This window comes from Polaromonas sp. P4_F6 (assembly GCF_056401275.1).
Genome location: NZ_JBFUJQ010000001.1, coordinates 357,755 through 373,768, shown reverse-complemented (window position 1 = coordinate 373,768; position 16,014 = coordinate 357,755). Strand labels below are relative to the sequence as shown.

Sequence of the window (16,014 nt, the reverse complement as noted above, 5' to 3'; positions counted from 1 at the left end):
CATGCGGCATTTACAAGACCAAACCGTATTGATCCTGGGGCTGGGCGCGTCCGGCCTGGCCATGGCGCGCTGGTGCGCCCGCCATGGGGCGCATGTAACGGTCGCCGACACGCGCGAAGCGCCCCCCTTGCTGGCCACGCTGCGCGAGGAGCTGCCGGGCGTCGCTTTTGTCGGCGGCGCTTTCACGCCCGAGCTGGTGCAGGGCACGGCCGTGCGCGCCGTCTACCGCTCGCCCGGCCTGGCGCCCGCGACCATCGCCCCGGTGGCTGATGCCGCGCGCGCCATGGGTCTGCCCGTGGGCGGCGAGCTGGATTTGTTCGCGCGGGCCTTGGCGGATCTGCGCGAGCCGCCGGCCGCTGAAGTTGCCGAAGCGGCCGAAGCACCCGCCGAATCGCCTGCATCCCCCGAGGTGCCAGCCGAGGCCCCCTCGCCTGATGCCGCCGATGTGCCTGCCATGCCCGAAGCGGCCGAGGCGTTTGATGAAAGCGCACCGCCTGTTGAGGCTGCCGAGGTAGCGGATGTGCCTGAAGGCGAGGCCGCCCTGGCAGCCGAGGCTTTGGGCGACACGCATGAAGCCAGCGTAGCGCTTGGCGCGGACGCCGTGCCGGCCCCGGATGAAGCCGGCGAAGAATCAGCGCTGCCCGCCCTGCTGGCGTTGGCCCAGGCCGAGCCCGAGCCGGGTTACCGGCCGGCGGTGCTGGCCATCACCGGCACCAACGGCAAGACCACCGTGACTTCGCTGCTGGGCCAGCTGGTGCAGCGCGCCGGCAAGACCGTGGCCGTGGCGGGCAATATAGGCCCGACGCTGCTGGACACGCTGTCGGGCCACATGGATGCGCAAACCCTGCCGCAGGTCTGGGTGCTGGAGCTGTCCAGCTTCCAGCTGGCCGACGTGCAGGGCTTTGAGCCGACGGCCGCCGTGGTGCTCAATATCACGCAGGACCACCTCGACTGGCACGGCGACATGGACGCTTACGTCGCGGCCAAGGCCAAGGTGTTCGGCAACAGCACCTTCATGCTGCTCAACCGCGACGACCCGCGCGTGATGGCCATGCTGCCGCCGCCCGTCAAGGTGCGCCTGAAAGCGCCGCAGCTGCGCCCCCATGCCACCTTCGGCGCCGGCGAGCCGCAGCGGCCCGGCGACTACGGCATTGAGACCGTCAACGGCATGACCTGGCTGGTGCGCGCGGCCGAGGCCGACGAAACCATCAAGCGCCGCAAGGACGAAGAGGTGGAACTGCACGTGCAGCGCCTGATGCCCATCGAGGCCTTGCGCATACGCGGGCGGCACAACGCCACCAACGCCCTGGCGGCGCTGGGCCTGGCCGTGGCCGCGGGCTGTACCCTGGCGCCCATGCTGCACGGCCTGCGCGAATACCGCGGCGAGCCGCACCGCGTGGAATCGGTGGCCGTGGTCAAGGACGTCGAGTACTTCGACGACAGCAAGGGCACCAATGTGGGCGCCACCGTGGCGGCGCTCACGGGGCTGGGCCTGGAGCGCAAGCTGGTGCTCATCCTGGGCGGCGAAGGTAAAGGGCAGGATTTCTCGCCGCTGGCCGACCCCGTGCAGCGCCATGTGCGGGCCGTGGTGCTGATAGGGCGCGACGCGCCCCTGATCAAGGACGTCCTGCCGCGCAATATTCCGACGTTCGATGCCGCTTCCATGGAAGAGGCCGTCACCCTGGCGGCGCAGCAGGCGCAGACCGGCGACGCCGTGTTGATGTCGCCGGCCTGCGCCAGCTTTGACATGTTCGACAACTACGAGCACCGCGCGCGCGTCTTTTGCGATGCGGTGCAGGCGTTGGCCCGCGACCAGGGGGAGGTGCTGTGACGGCTGCCGCGCGCCTTTCCGGCCGGTTCTCGGGCTGGTTCTCCGGCTTCGGCAAAGCCGCGGCCGACGTGCTGCCGGTGCGCCTGGGCGGGCAGAGCCTGTCGCGCACGCTGGCGGCGCCGCCCGTGCGCATGGCTGGCTTTGACCAGGCGCTGCTCTGGGTCACGGTGGCTTTGTTGATGTGGGGCCTGGTCATGGTGTATTCGGCCTCCGTGGCCATGCCCGACAACCCCAAGTTCGCGCGTTATGCCCACACCCATTTTGTGGTGCGCCATATGCTGTCGCTGGTCGTTGCCTTCATCGCCGCCGTGCTGGCCTTCCAGGTGCCGCTCGCGACCTGGGAGAAGCTCGCGCCCTGGCTGTTCGTGGTCTCCCTGCTGCTGCTGATCCTGGTGCTGGTGCCCTTCATCGGCAAGGGCGTCAACGGCGCCCGCCGCTGGATCTCGCTGGGCATCATGAATTTTCAGCCCTCGGAACTCGCGAAGTTCGCGGTGCTGCTTTATGCGGCCGACTACATGGTGCGCAAGATGGAAGTCAAGGAGCGCTTCTTCCGCGCCGTCATGCCCATGGCGATTGCCATCGCCATCGTCGGCCTGCTGCTGCTGGCCGAGCCCGACATGGGCGCCTTCATGGTGATCTCCGTCATCGCCATGGGTATCCTGTTCCTGGGCGGCGTCAATGCGCGCATGTTTTTTGTCATCGCGGCCGTGGTGGTGGTGGCCTTCAGCCTGATGGTGATGCTCAGCGAATGGCGGCGCGAGCGGATTTTTGCCTACCTCGATCCCTGGAGCGACAAATATTCCATGGGCAAGGGCTACCAGCTCTCCCATTCGCTGATCGCCTTCGGCCGCGGCGAGATCTTCGGCGTGGGCCTGGGCGGCAGCATTGAAAAGCTGCACTGGCTGCCCGAGGCGCACACCGACTTCCTGATGGCCGTGATCGGCGAGGAGTTCGGCCTGCTCGGCGTGCTGGCGGTGATAGGCCTTTTCATGTGGATGACGCGCCGCATCATGCACATAGGCCGCCAGTCGATCGCGCTGGACCGCCTCTTCGCCGGCCTGGTCGCGCAGGGCGTGGGCATCTGGATGGGTTTCCAGACCTTCATCAACATCGGCGTGAACCTGGGCGCCTTGCCGACCAAGGGCTTGACGCTGCCCTTGATGAGTTACGGCGGCTCGGCCATCTTGATGAACCTGGTGGCGCTGGCGGTGGTGCTGAGGATTGACTACGAGAATCGCACCCTCATGAGGGGAGGCCGCGCATGAGCAAGCAACACTGCGCTCTTGTGATGGCCGGCGGAACCGGCGGCCACATCTTCCCGGGCCTGGCCGTGGCCGAGGCCCTGCGCGAGCGCGGCTGGCGCGTGCACTGGCTGGGTGGCCTGGGCAGCGCAAGCCGGCCCAGCATGGAGAGCCAGCTGGTGCCGCCGCGCGGCTTCGCGTTCGAGTACATCGATTTTTCCGGCGTGCGCGGCAGAGGGCCGGCGACGCTGGTGTTGCTGCCGCTGCGCCTGCTCAAGGCCTTCTGGCAAAGCATACAGGTGGTGCGCCGGGTCAAGCCCGACGTGGTGGTGGGCTTGGGCGGCTACATCAGCTTCCCGGCCGGCATGATGAGCGTGCTGCTGGGCAAGCCGCTGGTGCTGCATGAGCAGAACTCGGTCGCCGGCATGGTCAACAAGGTGCTGGCCGGCGTGGCCGACCGCGTTTTCACGGCTTTCCCGAATGTGTTCCGCAAGGGTGAATGGATAGGCAACCCGCTGCGGCCGGCCTTCACGCGCCAGCCTGGCCCGGTCCAGCGTTTCACCGACCGGGGCGGCCCGCTCAAGCTGCTGGTGGTGGGCGGTAGCCTGGGCGCGCGCGGCCTCAATGAACTCGTGCCCAAGGCACTGGCGCTGATTCCCGCCGGCGAGCGCCCGCAGGTCACGCACCAGAGCGGCGCCCAGCAGATCGACGAGCTGCGCGCCAATTACACGGCCGCCGGCGTGCAGGCCGAACTCACGCCCTTTATTGAAGACACCGCGCAGGCTTTTGCCGATGCCGACCTCATCATCTGCCGCGCCGGCGCCAGCACGGTGACCGAGATCGCGGCCGTGGGCGCGGCCGCGATCTTTGTGCCTTTCCCCGCCGCCGTTGACGACCACCAGACCGCCAACGCGAAGTTCCTGGTGGACCAGGGCGGCGGCTGGCTGATCCAGCAGCGCGAACTCACGCCGGAGAAGCTGGCGAACATCCTTAAAACCACCAGTCGCTACACCCTTCTGGAACGCGCCCTTCAGGCCAAGACCATGCAAAAAACCGATGCCACCGCCCGAGTGGTGGCTGCCTGCGAGGAACTGGCGAAATGAAACACGCTATAAAAAACATCCACTTCATAGGCCTGGGCGGCGCCGGCATGTCCGGTATTGCCGAGGTGCTGCACAACCTGGGTTACGCCATCTCCGGTTCCGACCTGTCGGACAGCGCCACTTTGCAGCGCCTGGCAAAACTCGGCATCAAGACCTTTGTCGGCCATGCCGCGGGCAACCTCGCCATGGTCGACGCGGTGGTGACATCCACCGCGGTGCAGCCCGACAACCCCGAGGTGCTGGCGGCGCGTGAAAAACGCATTCCCGTGGTGCCGCGCGCGCTGATGCTGGCCGAGCTGATGCGCCTGAAGCAAGGCATCGCCATTGCGGGCACGCACGGCAAGACCACCACCACCAGCCTGGTGGCCAGCGTGCTGGCCGAAGGCGGCCTGGACCCGACCTTTGTGATCGGCGGGCGCCTGAACAGCGCGGGCGCCAATGCCAAGCTCGGCTCGGGCGACTACATCGTGGTCGAGGCCGACGAGTCGGACGCCTCCTTCCTGAACCTGCTGCCGGTAATGGCCGTTGTCACCAACATCGACGCCGACCACATGGAGACCTACGGCCACGACTTCGGCAACCTCAAAAAGGCTTTTGTCGACTTCCTGCACCGCATGCCGTTTTACGGCACGGCCATCCTGTGCACCGACGACCCCGCCGTGCGCGATATCGTGCCCCAGGTATCCTGCCCGATCACCAGCTACGGCTTCGGCGAGGACGCGCAGGTGCGCGCCGTCAACGTGCGGCCAGTGGGCGCGCAAATGCATTTCACGGCGCAGCGGCGCAACGGCGTCACCCTGCCCGACCTGGAAGTGGTGCTTAACCTGGCGGGCGAGCACAACGTGCTCAACGCGCTGTCGGCGATCGCCGTCGCGGTCGAGCTCAATGTGCCCGACGCGGCGGTGCAAAAAGCGCTGGCGGATTTCCGCGGCGTGGGCCGGCGCTTCCAGAGCTATGGCGACATGCCGGCCAAGGACGGCGGGCAGTTCACCGTGATCGAGGACTACGGCCACCACCCGGTCGAGATGGCCGCGACGCTGGCCGCCGCGCGCGGCGCCTTTCCGGGTCGCCGCCTGGTGCTGGCCTTCCAGCCGCACCGCTACACGCGCACGCGCGACTGCTTTGAGGATTTCGTCAAGGTCATAGGCCAGGCCGACGCCGTGCTGCTGTCCGAGGTGTATGCCGCCGGCGAGCCGCCCATCGTCGCGGCCGACGGCCGTTCGCTGGCGCGCGCGCTGCGCGTGGCCGGCAAGGTCGAGCCTGTCTTTGTGGACGAGATCGAGGCCATGCCGCAGGCGATTGTGGACAACGCCCTGGGCGGCGACGTGGTGATGTGCATGGGCGCCGGCTCCATAGGCCAGGTGCCCGCCAGGGTGGCCGAGATGCTGGAAGGAACGCGGGCATGAAACAGAACTCTCCCAATTTCGGCAAGGTCGCCGTCCTCATGGGCGGCGCTTCGGCTGAACGCGAAGTCTCGCTGATGTCGGGCAGCGGCGTGCTCAAGGCGCTGCGTTCGCGTGGCGTGGACGCCCATGGCTTTGACCCGGCGGAGCGCGACCTCGCCGAGCTCAAAAAAGAAGGCTTTGCGCGCTGCTTCATCGCCCTGCACGGCCGCTTCGGCGAAGACGGCACGGTACAGGGCGCGCTGGAACTTCTGGGCATTCCCTACACCGGCTCGGGCGTCATGGCCTCCAGTATGGCCATCGACAAGGTCATGACCAAGCGCGTGATGATTTCCGAAGGCTTGCCGACGCCCCAGTACCGTTTGCTGCGCCGCGGCGCCTACAGTGCGGCCGACATCGCCGCCGTGCCCGATGCGCTCGGGCTGCCGCTCATCGTCAAACCCGCGCGCGAGGGTTCTTCCATAGGCCTGACCAAGGTCACCCGCCGCGAAGGCATGGCCGAGGCCGTGGCGCAGGCCGAAAAACTCGATGCCGACGTGCTGTGCGAGCAGTTCATCAGCGGCGACGAAGTGACCTGCCCGGTGCTGGGCACCGGCGCCGGCGCGCATGCGCTGCCGGTGATACGCATCGTCGCGCCGGACGGCAACTACGACTACCAGAACAAGTATTTCACCGACACCACGCAGTACCTGGTGCCCTGCGGGCTTCCCGAAGGCGAAGAGACCGTCATCCAGCAGCTGGTGCTGGACGCTTTCCGCATCCTCAATTGCCGCGGCTGGGCGCGCGCCGACGTGATGATAGACAAGGCCACGCGCAAACCCTACCTGCTGGAGATCAACACCTCGCCAGGCATGACGGGCCACTCGCTGGTGCCCATGTCCGCGCGCGCGGCCGGCATCTCGTATGAAGACCTGTGCGTCGAGGTGCTCAAGACCGCCACGCTGGACCACCAGAAACAGGGGGGAGGCGCCACTTGAAGCGCAGAACGCCTATGCCCACCGCCATGCCGCTGGACGTCAAGCTCATGAACACCTTCTCGGTGGTCCTGGGCCTGGCGTTTGCCGCCATGGTCGTGGCGCTGGGCGTCGCCTGGGTGCTGCGCCAGTCGCTGTTCAGCCTGAGCGCGATCCGTGTGCAGGGCGATTTGATGCACAACAACGCGGTCACGCTGCGCGCCAACGTGGCACCGCGGCTGGCCGGCAATTTCTTCACGGTGGACCTGGCCGCCACGCGCGCGGTGTTCGAGTCCGTGCCCTGGGTACGTCGGGCGCTGGTGCAGCGCGAATTCCCGAACCGCCTCAAGGTGGTGCTGCAGGAGCACAAGCCCGTGGCCTTCTGGGGCGCCGAGGGCGACGCGCGGCTGGTCAACAATTTTGGCGAGGTGTTCGACGCCAACCAGGGCGACGTGGAGTCGGAAGACCTGCCGCTGCTGAGCGGCCCGCCGGGACAGGCGCCCTTGGTGCTGCAGGCCTACCAGACGCTGGGGCCCTTGTTCGACGAAACGGACGCCACGCTGGAGCAGTTGCAGCTCAGCGGCCAGGGCGGCTGGCGTGCGCAGCTCGACAGCGGCGCCGTGATCGAACTCGGCCACGGCTCGCTGCCGGAAATCGAGGCGCGCACGCGCCGCTTTATTGCCACGGTGACGCAGGTGTCGTCGCGCTACGGAAGGGACCTGGAGTCCGCCGACCTGCGTTACGCCAACGGTTATGCGATCAGGCTCAGGGGGGTGACCACGGGCAGCCCCGCCGACAAAGAAGACGGAAAGAAAAAAAGGTAAACATATGGCCAAGGAATACAAGGATCTGGTGGTTGGGCTGGACATCGGCACCAGCAAGGTCATGGCCGTGGTGGCCGAGGTCATGCCGGGCGGCGAGCTCAAGCTCGCGGGCCTGGGCATCGCCTCCAGCAACGGCTTGAAGCGCGGCGTGGTGGTCAACATCGACGCCACGGTGCAGAGCATCCAGCAGGCCTTGAAGGAGGCCGAGCTGATGGCCGACTGCAAGATCGCCCGTGTCTACACCGGCATCACCGGCAGCCACATACGCGGCATCAACTCCAGCGGCATGGTGGCGGTCAAGGACAAGGAGGTCACCCAGGCCGACGTGGCGCGGGTGATCGAGACGGCCAAGGCCATCAACATCTCGACCGACCAGCGCCTGCTGCTGGTTGAGCCGCAGGAGTTCGTCATCGACGGCCAGGACGTGCGCGAACCCATAGGCATGAGCGGCATACGCCTGGAGGCCAAGGTGCACATCGTGACCGGCGCGCAGAGCGCGGCCGAGAACATCATCAAGTGCGTGCGGCGCTGCGGCCTGGAGGTGGACCAGCTGATGCTCAACCCGCTGGCCTCCAGCCTGGCGGTGCTCACGCAGGACGAGCAGGAGCTCGGCGTGGCGCTGGTCGACATAGGCGCGGGCACCACCGACGTCGCGATTTTTACCGGCGGCGCCATCCGGCACACCGCGGTGATCCCGATCGCCGGCGACCTGATCACCAGCGACATCGCCATGGCGCTGCGCACGCCCACCAAGGACGCCGAGGACATCAAGGTGGAAAGCGGCTACGCCAAGCAGCTGCTGGCCGACCCCGACACCCAGGTGGAAGTCCCGGGCCTGGGCGACCGCGGCCCGCGCATGCTGAGCAAGCAGGCGCTGGCCGGCGTCATCGAGCCGCGCATCGAGGAGATTTTCTCGCTGGTGCAGCAAGTGATACGCGAATCGGGCTATGAAGAGGTGCTGTCTTCCGGCATCGTCATCACCGGCGGCAGCGCCGTCATGCCCGGCATGGTGGAGCTCGGCGAGGACATTTTCCTCAAGCCGGTGCGTCGCGGCATACCGCGCTACTCCAGCGCGCTGTCCGACATGGTGGCGCAGGCGCGGGCCTCCACCGTCATGGGCCTGCTCGAAGAGGCCCGGCTGGCCCGCATGCGGGGCTACAAGGTGTCGCAGAAGGCCGGCAGTGTGCACAACGCCTTCGGCCGCGTCAAAGACTGGTTTGTGGGGAACTTCTGACCATGAAAACCTATTCCACTTTTATCGGCAGGCCCTCGCGTTGCATGCATTCGGGCGGGGCGGATCCCCCTGCGTGAGACAGCCGTGTCAACCATAAATACAAATTTCCAATTATTGGCAACTGCAGTTTATTGATTAGGAGGCTCCCAATGAGCATCGAAATGATTGAAATCGAAGAATTCAACCAGGGCACACAGATCAAGGTGATCGGTGTGGGCGGCGGCGGCGGCAATGCCGTCGGGCACATGATCGAATGCGGCGTGCAAGGCGTCGAATTCATCTGCGCCAACACGGACGCGCAGGCACTCAGCCGCGGCAGCGCGCACAAGACCATCCAGCTGGGCAGCAGCGGCCTGGGCGCGGGCAGCAAGCCCGACAAGGGCCGCGACGCGGCCGAAGTGGCGGCGGACGACATCCGCAGCGCGATCGACGGCGCGCACATGCTGTTCATCACCGCCGGCATGGGCGGCGGCACGGGCACCGGCGCCGCGCCGGTGATCGCGCGCATCGCCAAGGAGATGGGCATCCTGACGGTGGGTGTGGTGACCAAGCCCTTCGAGTTCGAAGGCGGCCGCCGCATGACCAATGCCGACCTGGGCCTGGCCGAGCTCGAAGCCAACGTCGACTCACTGATCGTGGTGCTCAACGAGAAGCTGCTCGAAGTGCTGGGCGACGACGTGACGCAGGACGAGGCTTTCGCGCATGCCAACGACGTGCTCAAAAACGCCGTGGGCGGTATTGCCGAAATCATCAACGTGCCCGGCCATGTGAATGTCGACTTCGAGGACGTGCGCACCGTGATGGGCGAGCCCGGCAAGGCCATGATGGGCACGGCCAAGGCCAACGGCCCTGACCGCGCGCGCATCGCCGCCGAGCAGGCTGTGGCCTGCCCGCTGCTCGAAGGCATCGACCTGTCCGGCGCCAAGGGTGTGCTGGTGCTGATCTCGGCGGCCAAGGGTTCGCTCAAGCTGAGCGAATCCAAGCTCGCGATGAACACCATCCGCGCTTACGCCTCGCCCGATGCGCACGTGATCTACGGCACGGCTTATGACGACGAGCTGGGCGACGAGATCCGCGTGACCGTGGTCGCGACGGGCCTGTCGCGCCAGGGCATGCGCCGCCATGCGCCGCCGCTGCAGGTGCTGCGCACCGGCACCGACAACGTGCCTTTCAACGTGCCCACGCTGAACACGGCGGCTGGTGGTACGGGCGCGCCGCAGATGGCCACGGGTGTGGCCCAGCCGGACTACGGCAATATGGCGGTGCCCAGCGTGTGGCGTACCAATCGGACGCAGGCGGCGGCCAAGGTGGATGCGCTTGCTTCGGGAGGCATGGACGACTTCGAGATTCCAGCCTTCCTCCGCAAACAAGCCGATTAATGGGTGTAAAGCTACTGCGCGCCCCGATCTTGCGTCTGCGGTGCTCGCCGTACTGGTGTACGGTTCCGCTCCTCGACGCAACCTCGGGGCGCTCGCTACGCTTTCCATCCCATTAATCGTCGTTGGGTCGTGGGCAGAGTGTCTGCAGCTGCGGCTGCGGCCAATGCACCCTCGCTATGCCCGGCATTGCTATCCCCTACCCTTGAAATGGCCTTGCGCCGCCTAAAATAGATCGCATGCTTGCCCAAAGAACCCTTAAATCACTGACCAAAGCCGTGGGCGTGGGGCTGCACAGCGGGCAGCGGGTGGAATTGACCTTGCGCCCCGCGGCGCCGGATACGGGCATTGTGTTTCGCCGTGTGGATCTGCCGCAGCCGGTGGACATCGCGATCTCGGCGCAATCGGTGACGGATACGCGGCTGGCGTCCACCATCTCCAGCGGCAGCGCCAAGGTACACACGGTGGAGCATTTGATGTCGGCCTGCGCGGGCCTGGGCATTGACAACCTCTACGTCGACATCACGGCCGAGGAAGTGCCCATCCTGGACGGCTCGGCCTCGTCCTTTGTGTTTTTGCTGCAGTCGGCCGGCATCGAGTTGCAGGCCGCGCCCAAGCGTTTTATCCGCGTGATCAAGCCGGTGGAAGTGCGCGAAGGCGAGGGCGCCAGCACCAAGTGGGCGCGCCTGTCGCCTTATGAAGGCTACAAGCTCAGCTTTGAAATTGATTTTGACCACCCGGCGGTGGACTCCACCGGCCAGCGCGTGGAGTTCGACATGGGCTCAGGCGCCTACTCGCGCGACATCGCGCGGGCCCGCACCTTCGGTTTCACCAAGGACGTGGAGATGATGCGCGCCAACGGCCTGGCCCTGGGCGGCGGGCTGGACAACGCCATCGTGATGGACGACTACAAGGTGCTCAACAGCGACGGCCTGCGCTACAACGACGAGTTCGTCAAGCACAAGATCCTCGACGCCATGGGCGACCTGTACCTGCTGGGCAAGCCACTGCTGGCCGCCTACAGCGCGTTTCGCTCCGGCCATGCGATGAACAACAAGCTGCTGCGCGAGCTGCTGGCGCACAAGGATGCCTACGAAGTCGTCACCTTTGAAGACGAGAAAAAAGCGCCCCGGGGTTTTGCCACACTGGCGCGCGCCTGGTAGGCGCGGCATTGCCAAGGGCCGCCCATGCTGCTGTTCCGCTGGCTCATCCTGCTGTTTTTGCTGGCCGCCGTGGTGGCCTTCATGTTTTACGCGGGCACCGGGCAGCTGCGTTACAAACGCTTCGGGCTCATCATCCTCAAGTGGACACTGATTGCCGCGTTCGGCTTTTTCGCGGTGCTGGTGCTTGAGCGGATCGCGTAGCGTAGCCCTTCAGCGGCTACGCCCACCGCGGTAATTTCCCGTCATTTTTGCGCCCGTGCCGCCGGCCTGGGCCAGCCGCGCCATGGCGCTGCCCACGTGGGCATGGGTGATGGCCAGGCCCAGCGCATCGGCCGCGTCCTTGCCGGGCAGCGAAGGCAGCTTGAGCAGTCGCATCACCATTTCCTGCACCTCGGCCTTGCCGGCCTTGCCGTAGCCGGCCACGGCCTTCTTGAGCTGCAAGGCGGTGTATTCGGCCACGGACAATTCGCGCGAAACCAGCGCGGTGATGCAGGCGCCGCGCGCCTGGCCCAGCAGCAGGGTGGCTTGCGGGTTGACGTTGACAAAGATGATTTCAACCGAGGCCGCGTCGGGCTGGTAGCGCTCCACCACCTCGCACACGCCTTCGAACAGCACCTTGAGCCGGCCGGGCAGGTCGGCGCGCTCCAGGTGCGTGGTCTTGATGGTGCCGCTGGCCACATAGCGAAGATGCGGGCCGTCCACGTCGACCACACCGAAGCCGGAGGTCTGAAGGCCGGGGTCTATGCCTAGGATGCGCATGGCAATTAGCCGGGCCTAGAGGCCGAAATACCAGCGGACCGAATGGAAGAAGATGGGCGCGCCGAAGCACAGCGCATCGACCCGGTCCAGCAGGCCGCTGGCGCCGGTCACGCCCACGCCGCGTTTGCCCCAGTTGGGAATGCCGCGGTCGCGCTTGAGGGCCTTCATCACGAGGTGGCCCAGCGAGCCCGAGACGCAGGCGATAAAAGCCATGGCCACGGCCTGGGCCGGCTTGAAGGGCGTGAGGCCCGCGAGCAGGCCGCCCAACAGGCTGGCCGCCACCACGGCGATCAGCCAGCTGGTCCAGTTGAAGCTCTTGCTCACATTGGGCGCGCTGGGCGGGCGCTGCAGCCTGCGGCCGACCAGGTACTCCACGATCATGCAGCTTTGCACCACAAACACCAGGAAGAACACCAGGAAGGCGTTCTTGCCTTCATAGTTGGGAAACTTCAGCAGCATCAGGGCCGGCACGTGGCTGATGCCGTAGACGCAGACCATGATGCCCCATTGCAGCTTGGCGTTGCGCTCCAGGAAGCGCTGCGGGTCGTCGGCCAGCGCGCTGACCACCGGAATCGCCAGGAAGACGTAGACGGGGATGAACACGGTGACCAGGTCGAAGCGCCGCGTGATGACCAGCGCGAATTGCATCGGCAGCACCACGAAGAAGGCCAGCACCAGGCTGCGGTGGTCGCCCTGTCGCGTGGGCGAGAGCGTGATGAACTCGCGCAGCGCAAAAAACGCGACCAGCCCGAACAGCACGGTGGCCACGGTTTCGCCCAGCGTCCAGCCTATCCAGAACACCGTGGACATCAGCCAGGAAGTGCGCAGGACGCCGTTGAACTCCTTGAGCTTCTGGGTGTGCAGGTCGTCCTCGTGCGTGTCCTTGAGCGACATCACGAAGGCGGCCACGCTGATGGCGGTCAGGATGCCGAAGACCAGCACGAACAGCAGGCCGACCTGCTGCGAGGGCGAGAGGTTGCGCAGAAAGGTATTCATCAGGAATCCCGCAGGTCCATCACCGCCTGGCGCGCGCGGGCCAGGAATTCGCCGCGGTCTTCACCGGCGCCCAGGGCAATCGGCGCGCCGAAGGTGACCGAGCACAGGATGGGAACCGGCACGACCTCGCCCTTGGGCATGACGCGCTGCACGTTGTTGATCCAGGCCGGCACCAGCACAACGCCCGGGAATTTGAGTGCCAGGTTGTAGAGGCCGGCCTTGAATTTTTGCGGCTCCTCATGGTTGCCGCGCGTGCCTTCCGGGAACAGGATGATGGAGTCGCCGTGGGTCAGCGCCTCGATCAGCGGCTCCAGCGGGTCCTGGTCGCCGGTCTTGGCGCGGTCCACATAAATTGCGTTGAACACCGCCGTGGTGATCCACTTCTTGAACGGGGTTTTGGTCCAGTAGTCCTTGGCCGCGATGGGCCGCGTGATGCTGCGCAGTTCTTCGGGCAGGGCCGCCCACATCAGCACCAGGTCGGCGTGGCTCTGGTGGTTGGCGAAATAGATGCGCTGCTCGGCCTTGGGCGGGCAGCCTTGCCAGCGTGCCTGCGCGCCGGTCAGCGTGCGGATCAGGCCCAGCAGGAACAGGCCCATGAGCTTGGCCAGCAGGGGAGAAAGCTTGTCGTTCATGGGCTGCTGGCCTTTGGGTGCCTCAAGGCAGTTCCACGCCGCCCATGCGGGCGACGATGGTGCCGGCGCGCGAGGCCAGGTAGCCTGAGTTGGGCCGGGTCTCAAAGTACTTGGGCCGCGGCAGCATCACGGCCAGGCGCGCGGCCTCGTAGGCGCTCAGCCTGGCCGCGGGCTTGCGGTAATAGTGCTGGGCGGCCGCCTCGGCGCCGAAAACGCCTTCGCCCCATTCCACGCTGTTGAGGTAGATCTCCAGGATGCGCTCCTTGCCCAGCAGCGCTTCCAGCAGCAAGGTCAGCACCAGCTCCTGGCCCTTGCGCAGCAGCGTGCGCTCGCCCGACAAAAACAGGTTTTTGGCCAGTTGCTGCGTGATGGTGGAGCCGCCCACGATCTTCACGGGTTTGGCCGGCGCGGCCGCCGCCCTGGCGGGTGCCAGCCGGCTGGCCGACTGCGCGGCGCGCTGTTCGGCCTTGGCGTTTTTGTCCCAGGCTTTTTCCAGCGCCTCCATGTCGACACCGTCATGCTCGGCAAAGCTGGCGTCTTCGGAGGCGATGACCGCGCGCTTGAGGCTGTCGGGCAGCTCGCTATAGGGCACCCATTGCTGGCGCCATTTCAGGCTGCCGGTGTTGCGCGCGACCAGGTAGGCTTCAGAGCGCTGGAAGGCGGTGGACTCCGGGTCCACCACGGCCATCACGGCGATGCGTGCCACAAAAAAAAGCTGCAAGGCCAGGCCGGCCAGCAGGCCCAGCCCGATCAGCCTGAAGAGCGCCTTCATGCCAGCGATGCCCGCATTTCCCGCAGCACCTGCGCCGAAGGCGGGCGCACCTTGCGCCACAGCTCGAAGGCTTCGGCGGCCTGCTCGACCAGCATGCCCAGGCCGTCGCGTGGCACGGCGCCGTTGTCGCGGGCCCAGGCCATGAAGCCGGCGGCCGCGGGGCCATACATCATGTCGCAGGCCAGCGCGCCGGGTTTGAGCACGCCGGCGGCGACCGGCACGCCGGCGCCGGCCAGGCTGCTCGCGCTGGCGTTGATGACCACGTCGAACGCGCCTTGAAGGCCTTCCAGGTCTTGGGCCAGCAGCTCGGTGGTCTGCAGCAGGGGCTGCAGGGACGCATGCGCCTGGTGGCGCTGGACCAGCGCATCGGCCTTGGCCCGTGTGCGGTTGACCAGCACCAGCCGGCGCGGCCCGGCCGCCAGCAGCGGCGCCAGCGCACCGGCGCCCGCGCCGCCCGCGCCTATCAGCAGCACGTCGCGCCCGGCCAGCGAAACGCCGGCATTGTTCTGGATGTCCTTGACCAGGCCCACGCCGTCGGTGTTGTCGGCATGGACGGCGCCGCCCTGCAGCAGCAAGGTGTTGGCCGCCTGCGCAAGCTGCGCCCTGTCGCTGCGCGTGGTGGCGGCCTCAAAAGCGTCAAGCTTGAAGGGTACGGTGACGTTGCAGCCTTTGACGCCGTCCCGCTGCAACTGCGCCAGGGTGGCAGCGAAGGATTCCAGCGGCACCAGCAGGCGCTCGTAGCGCAGGGACTGCCCGGTCAGCTCGGCAAAGCGCGCGTGGATCAGCGGCGACTTGCTGTGAGCGATCGGGTTGCCCAGGACGTAGTACTGATCCATGGGGACCCTAGCGGCTCGTGAGTTTGGTTTCCAGCGTGTCGTCGCGCGTGAACTTGAAGCGCGACACCACGACGATCTGGTCGGCCTTGCGGCGCATGGCGTCGTTGAAGCGGCCGAAGGGCCCGGTACCGCGCACAATGCTTTGGGCGCGCCGGTCCAATGTCAGGTTGCCCGAGGTCTGCACCACTTCCGTGTCCAGCACGGTGCCGTCGAAGTTCACGGTGACGATCATGGTGAGCTCGCCGTACAGTTTTTTGCCGGCCTGCTCGGGGAAGTTGACGGTGCCCTTGTCCTCGATCTTGCGGCGCAGCTCGTCGTAATAGACGGCGTAGACCTCTTCACGCGTGGCCGGGCTGATGTAGCGCTTTTTGGGCCGCGCGTTTTCTTCGTTGATGCGGCGTTCGATCTCAGCCAGGATCTTGACCAGGGCCTTGCGTTTTTCCTCGCGCTCGGCCTGGGCCGGACTGTTGGCGGGCTGGGTCAGGTCGGGCGGCGGCATGGAGGCCAGCTGCTTTTTGATCTGCGCCAGCAGCTGGGTTTGCTGCTCCTGCAGTGACTCGACCTTGCGCTGCGCGTCTTCAGTGGCGTCGCCAAGCTCCATCAGGGCCGAAGGCGGCAGGGGCGAGGTGGCCCGGCCTTTTTCGGCCTCGCCGCCGCCGGCCAGCGAGGCCTGCGCGATCGCCTTGGCGAAGTCGGGCTTTTCATTGGACTTGGCGTTGACCAGGATCACTTCCAGCGGGGTGTCCTGGAACACGCGGTTAAAGCGCTCGGGGTCGACAAAACGCACCGTCAGCAGCACCGCGTGCACGGCGATGGACACGCCCAGGGCAATTTGCAGTGTGCTTGGGTTCTTCACAGAAAGAGATTATCGGGGTTTATGCGCGAAATCCG

16 protein-coding genes are annotated in these 16,014 nt (G+C 66.5%); 10 read left to right on the top strand and 6 right to left on the bottom strand.

Going from position 1 to position 16,014, the window contains the following annotated elements:
- Window position 1: 1 nt before the first annotated feature.
- The 10 genes from murD to AC1DUN_RS01730 all read left to right on the top strand — a co-directional run bounded on the left by murD (window position 2) and on the right by AC1DUN_RS01730 (window position 11,329).
- Window positions 2-1,831, top strand: a complete 1,830-nt coding sequence (murD, locus tag AC1DUN_RS01775; RefSeq protein WP_477712440.1) for a UDP-N-acetylmuramoyl-L-alanine--D-glutamate ligase — start codon at window positions 2-4, stop codon at window positions 1,829-1,831.
- Window positions 1,828-3,096, top strand: coding sequence for a putative lipid II flippase FtsW (gene ftsW, locus AC1DUN_RS01770; protein ID WP_074576195.1), 1,269 nt, complete (start codon window positions 1,828-1,830; stop codon window positions 3,094-3,096). Before murD ends, ftsW begins: the two co-directional genes overlap by 4 nt.
- Window positions 3,093-4,175: an undecaprenyldiphospho-muramoylpentapeptide beta-N-acetylglucosaminyltransferase gene (murG, locus tag AC1DUN_RS01765; protein ID WP_477712439.1), complete on the top strand. Its 1,083-nt coding sequence runs from the start codon at window positions 3,093-3,095 to the stop codon at window positions 4,173-4,175. Before ftsW ends, murG begins: the two co-directional genes overlap by 4 nt.
- Window positions 4,172-5,581: a UDP-N-acetylmuramate--L-alanine ligase gene (gene murC, locus AC1DUN_RS01760; protein ID WP_477712438.1), complete on the top strand. Its 1,410-nt coding sequence runs from the start codon at window positions 4,172-4,174 to the stop codon at window positions 5,579-5,581. The genes murG and murC overlap by 4 nt, the downstream gene beginning before the upstream one ends.
- On the top strand, window positions 5,578-6,555 hold the full coding sequence (locus AC1DUN_RS01755) for a D-alanine--D-alanine ligase (protein ID WP_477712437.1): 978 nt from the start codon (window positions 5,578-5,580) through the stop codon (window positions 6,553-6,555). Before murC ends, AC1DUN_RS01755 begins: the two co-directional genes overlap by 4 nt.
- A 14-nt stretch (window positions 6,556-6,569) precedes the next feature.
- Window positions 6,570-7,355: a cell division protein FtsQ/DivIB gene (locus AC1DUN_RS01750; RefSeq protein ID WP_477712436.1), complete on the top strand. Its 786-nt coding sequence runs from the start codon at window positions 6,570-6,572 to the stop codon at window positions 7,353-7,355.
- Between the two features lie 4 nt (window positions 7,356-7,359).
- A complete protein-coding gene (gene ftsA, locus AC1DUN_RS01745; protein WP_007864797.1) occupies window positions 7,360-8,589 on the top strand; it encodes a cell division protein FtsA in 1,230 nt (409 codons plus the stop codon).
- A gap of 149 nt (window positions 8,590-8,738) precedes the next feature.
- Entirely contained in the window at window positions 8,739-9,968 is a 1,230-nt protein-coding gene (gene ftsZ / locus AC1DUN_RS01740; protein WP_477712435.1) for a cell division protein FtsZ, read from the top strand.
- Window positions 9,969-10,204: 236 nt separating this feature from the next.
- A complete protein-coding gene (gene lpxC / locus AC1DUN_RS01735) occupies window positions 10,205-11,128 on the top strand; it encodes a UDP-3-O-acyl-N-acetylglucosamine deacetylase (RefSeq protein ID WP_007864807.1) in 924 nt (307 codons plus the stop codon).
- Between the two features lie 24 nt (window positions 11,129-11,152).
- Window positions 11,153-11,329: a hypothetical protein gene (locus AC1DUN_RS01730; RefSeq protein WP_477712434.1), complete on the top strand. Its 177-nt coding sequence runs from the start codon at window positions 11,153-11,155 to the stop codon at window positions 11,327-11,329.
- A 9-nt stretch (window positions 11,330-11,338) separates the two neighbouring features.
- Here the strand turns inward: AC1DUN_RS01730 and ruvC are convergent, their stop codons facing one another.
- From ruvC to AC1DUN_RS01700, 6 genes are read right to left on the bottom strand one after another with little or no spacing between them, the layout of a single operon-like run.
- The gene (gene ruvC / locus AC1DUN_RS01725; RefSeq protein WP_477712433.1) at window positions 11,339-11,887 is read right to left on the bottom strand and encodes a crossover junction endodeoxyribonuclease RuvC; all 549 of its coding nucleotides are present in this window, start codon (window positions 11,885-11,887) and stop codon (window positions 11,339-11,341) included.
- A 15-nt stretch (window positions 11,888-11,902) separates the two neighbouring features.
- Window positions 11,903-12,883 carry a phosphatidate cytidylyltransferase gene (locus tag AC1DUN_RS01720; protein ID WP_477712432.1) on the bottom strand — a complete coding sequence of 327 codons (981 nt, stop codon included), beginning with the start codon at window positions 12,881-12,883 and terminating at the stop codon, window positions 11,903-11,905.
- Window positions 12,883-13,515, bottom strand: a complete 633-nt coding sequence (locus tag AC1DUN_RS01715) for a lysophospholipid acyltransferase family protein (protein ID WP_477712431.1) — start codon at window positions 13,513-13,515, stop codon at window positions 12,883-12,885. Before AC1DUN_RS01715 ends, AC1DUN_RS01720 begins: the two co-directional genes overlap by 1 nt.
- A 22-nt stretch (window positions 13,516-13,537) precedes the next feature.
- The gene (locus AC1DUN_RS01710; RefSeq protein ID WP_477712430.1) at window positions 13,538-14,287 is read right to left on the bottom strand and encodes a transglycosylase domain-containing protein; all 750 of its coding nucleotides are present in this window, start codon (window positions 14,285-14,287) and stop codon (window positions 13,538-13,540) included.
- Window positions 14,284-15,123, bottom strand: a complete 840-nt coding sequence (gene aroE / locus AC1DUN_RS01705; protein ID WP_477712429.1) for a shikimate dehydrogenase — start codon at window positions 15,121-15,123, stop codon at window positions 14,284-14,286. The genes AC1DUN_RS01710 and aroE overlap by 4 nt, the downstream gene beginning before the upstream one ends.
- 7 nt (window positions 15,124-15,130) lie before the next feature.
- Window positions 15,131-15,979 (bottom strand): TonB family protein, encoded by an 849-nt coding sequence (locus tag AC1DUN_RS01700; protein ID WP_477700916.1) that lies wholly within the window; start codon window positions 15,977-15,979, stop codon window positions 15,131-15,133.
- Between the last annotated feature and the right edge of the window lie 35 nt (window positions 15,980-16,014).

Bases quoted from the DNA above. Each gene is read 5' to 3' on its own strand.
- AC1DUN_RS01715 (WP_477712431.1), bottom strand. From the start codon at position 13,515: ATGAACGACAAGCTTTCTCCCCTGCTGGCCAAGCTCATGGGCCTGTTC.
- ruvC (WP_477712433.1), bottom strand. From the start codon at position 11,887: ATGCGCATCCTAGGCATAGACCCCGGCCTTCAGACCTCCGGCTTCGGT.
- murD (WP_477712440.1), top strand. From the start codon at position 2: ATGCGGCATTTACAAGACCAAACCGTATTGATCCTGGGGCTGGGCGCG.
- AC1DUN_RS01730 (WP_477712434.1), top strand. From the start codon at position 11,153: ATGCTGCTGTTCCGCTGGCTCATCCTGCTGTTTTTGCTGGCCGCCGTG.
- AC1DUN_RS01750 (WP_477712436.1), top strand. From the start codon at position 6,570: ATGCCCACCGCCATGCCGCTGGACGTCAAGCTCATGAACACCTTCTCG.
- lpxC (WP_007864807.1), top strand. From the start codon at position 10,205: ATGCTTGCCCAAAGAACCCTTAAATCACTGACCAAAGCCGTGGGCGTG.
- AC1DUN_RS01710 (WP_477712430.1), bottom strand. From the start codon at position 14,287: ATGAAGGCGCTCTTCAGGCTGATCGGGCTGGGCCTGCTGGCCGGCCTG.
- ftsA (WP_007864797.1), top strand. From the start codon at position 7,360: ATGGCCAAGGAATACAAGGATCTGGTGGTTGGGCTGGACATCGGCACC.
- AC1DUN_RS01755 (WP_477712437.1), top strand. From the start codon at position 5,578: ATGAAACAGAACTCTCCCAATTTCGGCAAGGTCGCCGTCCTCATGGGC.
- AC1DUN_RS01720 (WP_477712432.1), bottom strand. From the start codon at position 12,883: ATGAATACCTTTCTGCGCAACCTCTCGCCCTCGCAGCAGGTCGGCCTG.
- murC (WP_477712438.1), top strand. From the start codon at position 4,172: ATGAAACACGCTATAAAAAACATCCACTTCATAGGCCTGGGCGGCGCC.
- ftsZ (WP_477712435.1), top strand. From the start codon at position 8,739: ATGAGCATCGAAATGATTGAAATCGAAGAATTCAACCAGGGCACACAG.
- aroE (WP_477712429.1), bottom strand. From the start codon at position 15,123: ATGGATCAGTACTACGTCCTGGGCAACCCGATCGCTCACAGCAAGTCG.
- murG (WP_477712439.1), top strand. From the start codon at position 3,093: ATGAGCAAGCAACACTGCGCTCTTGTGATGGCCGGCGGAACCGGCGGC.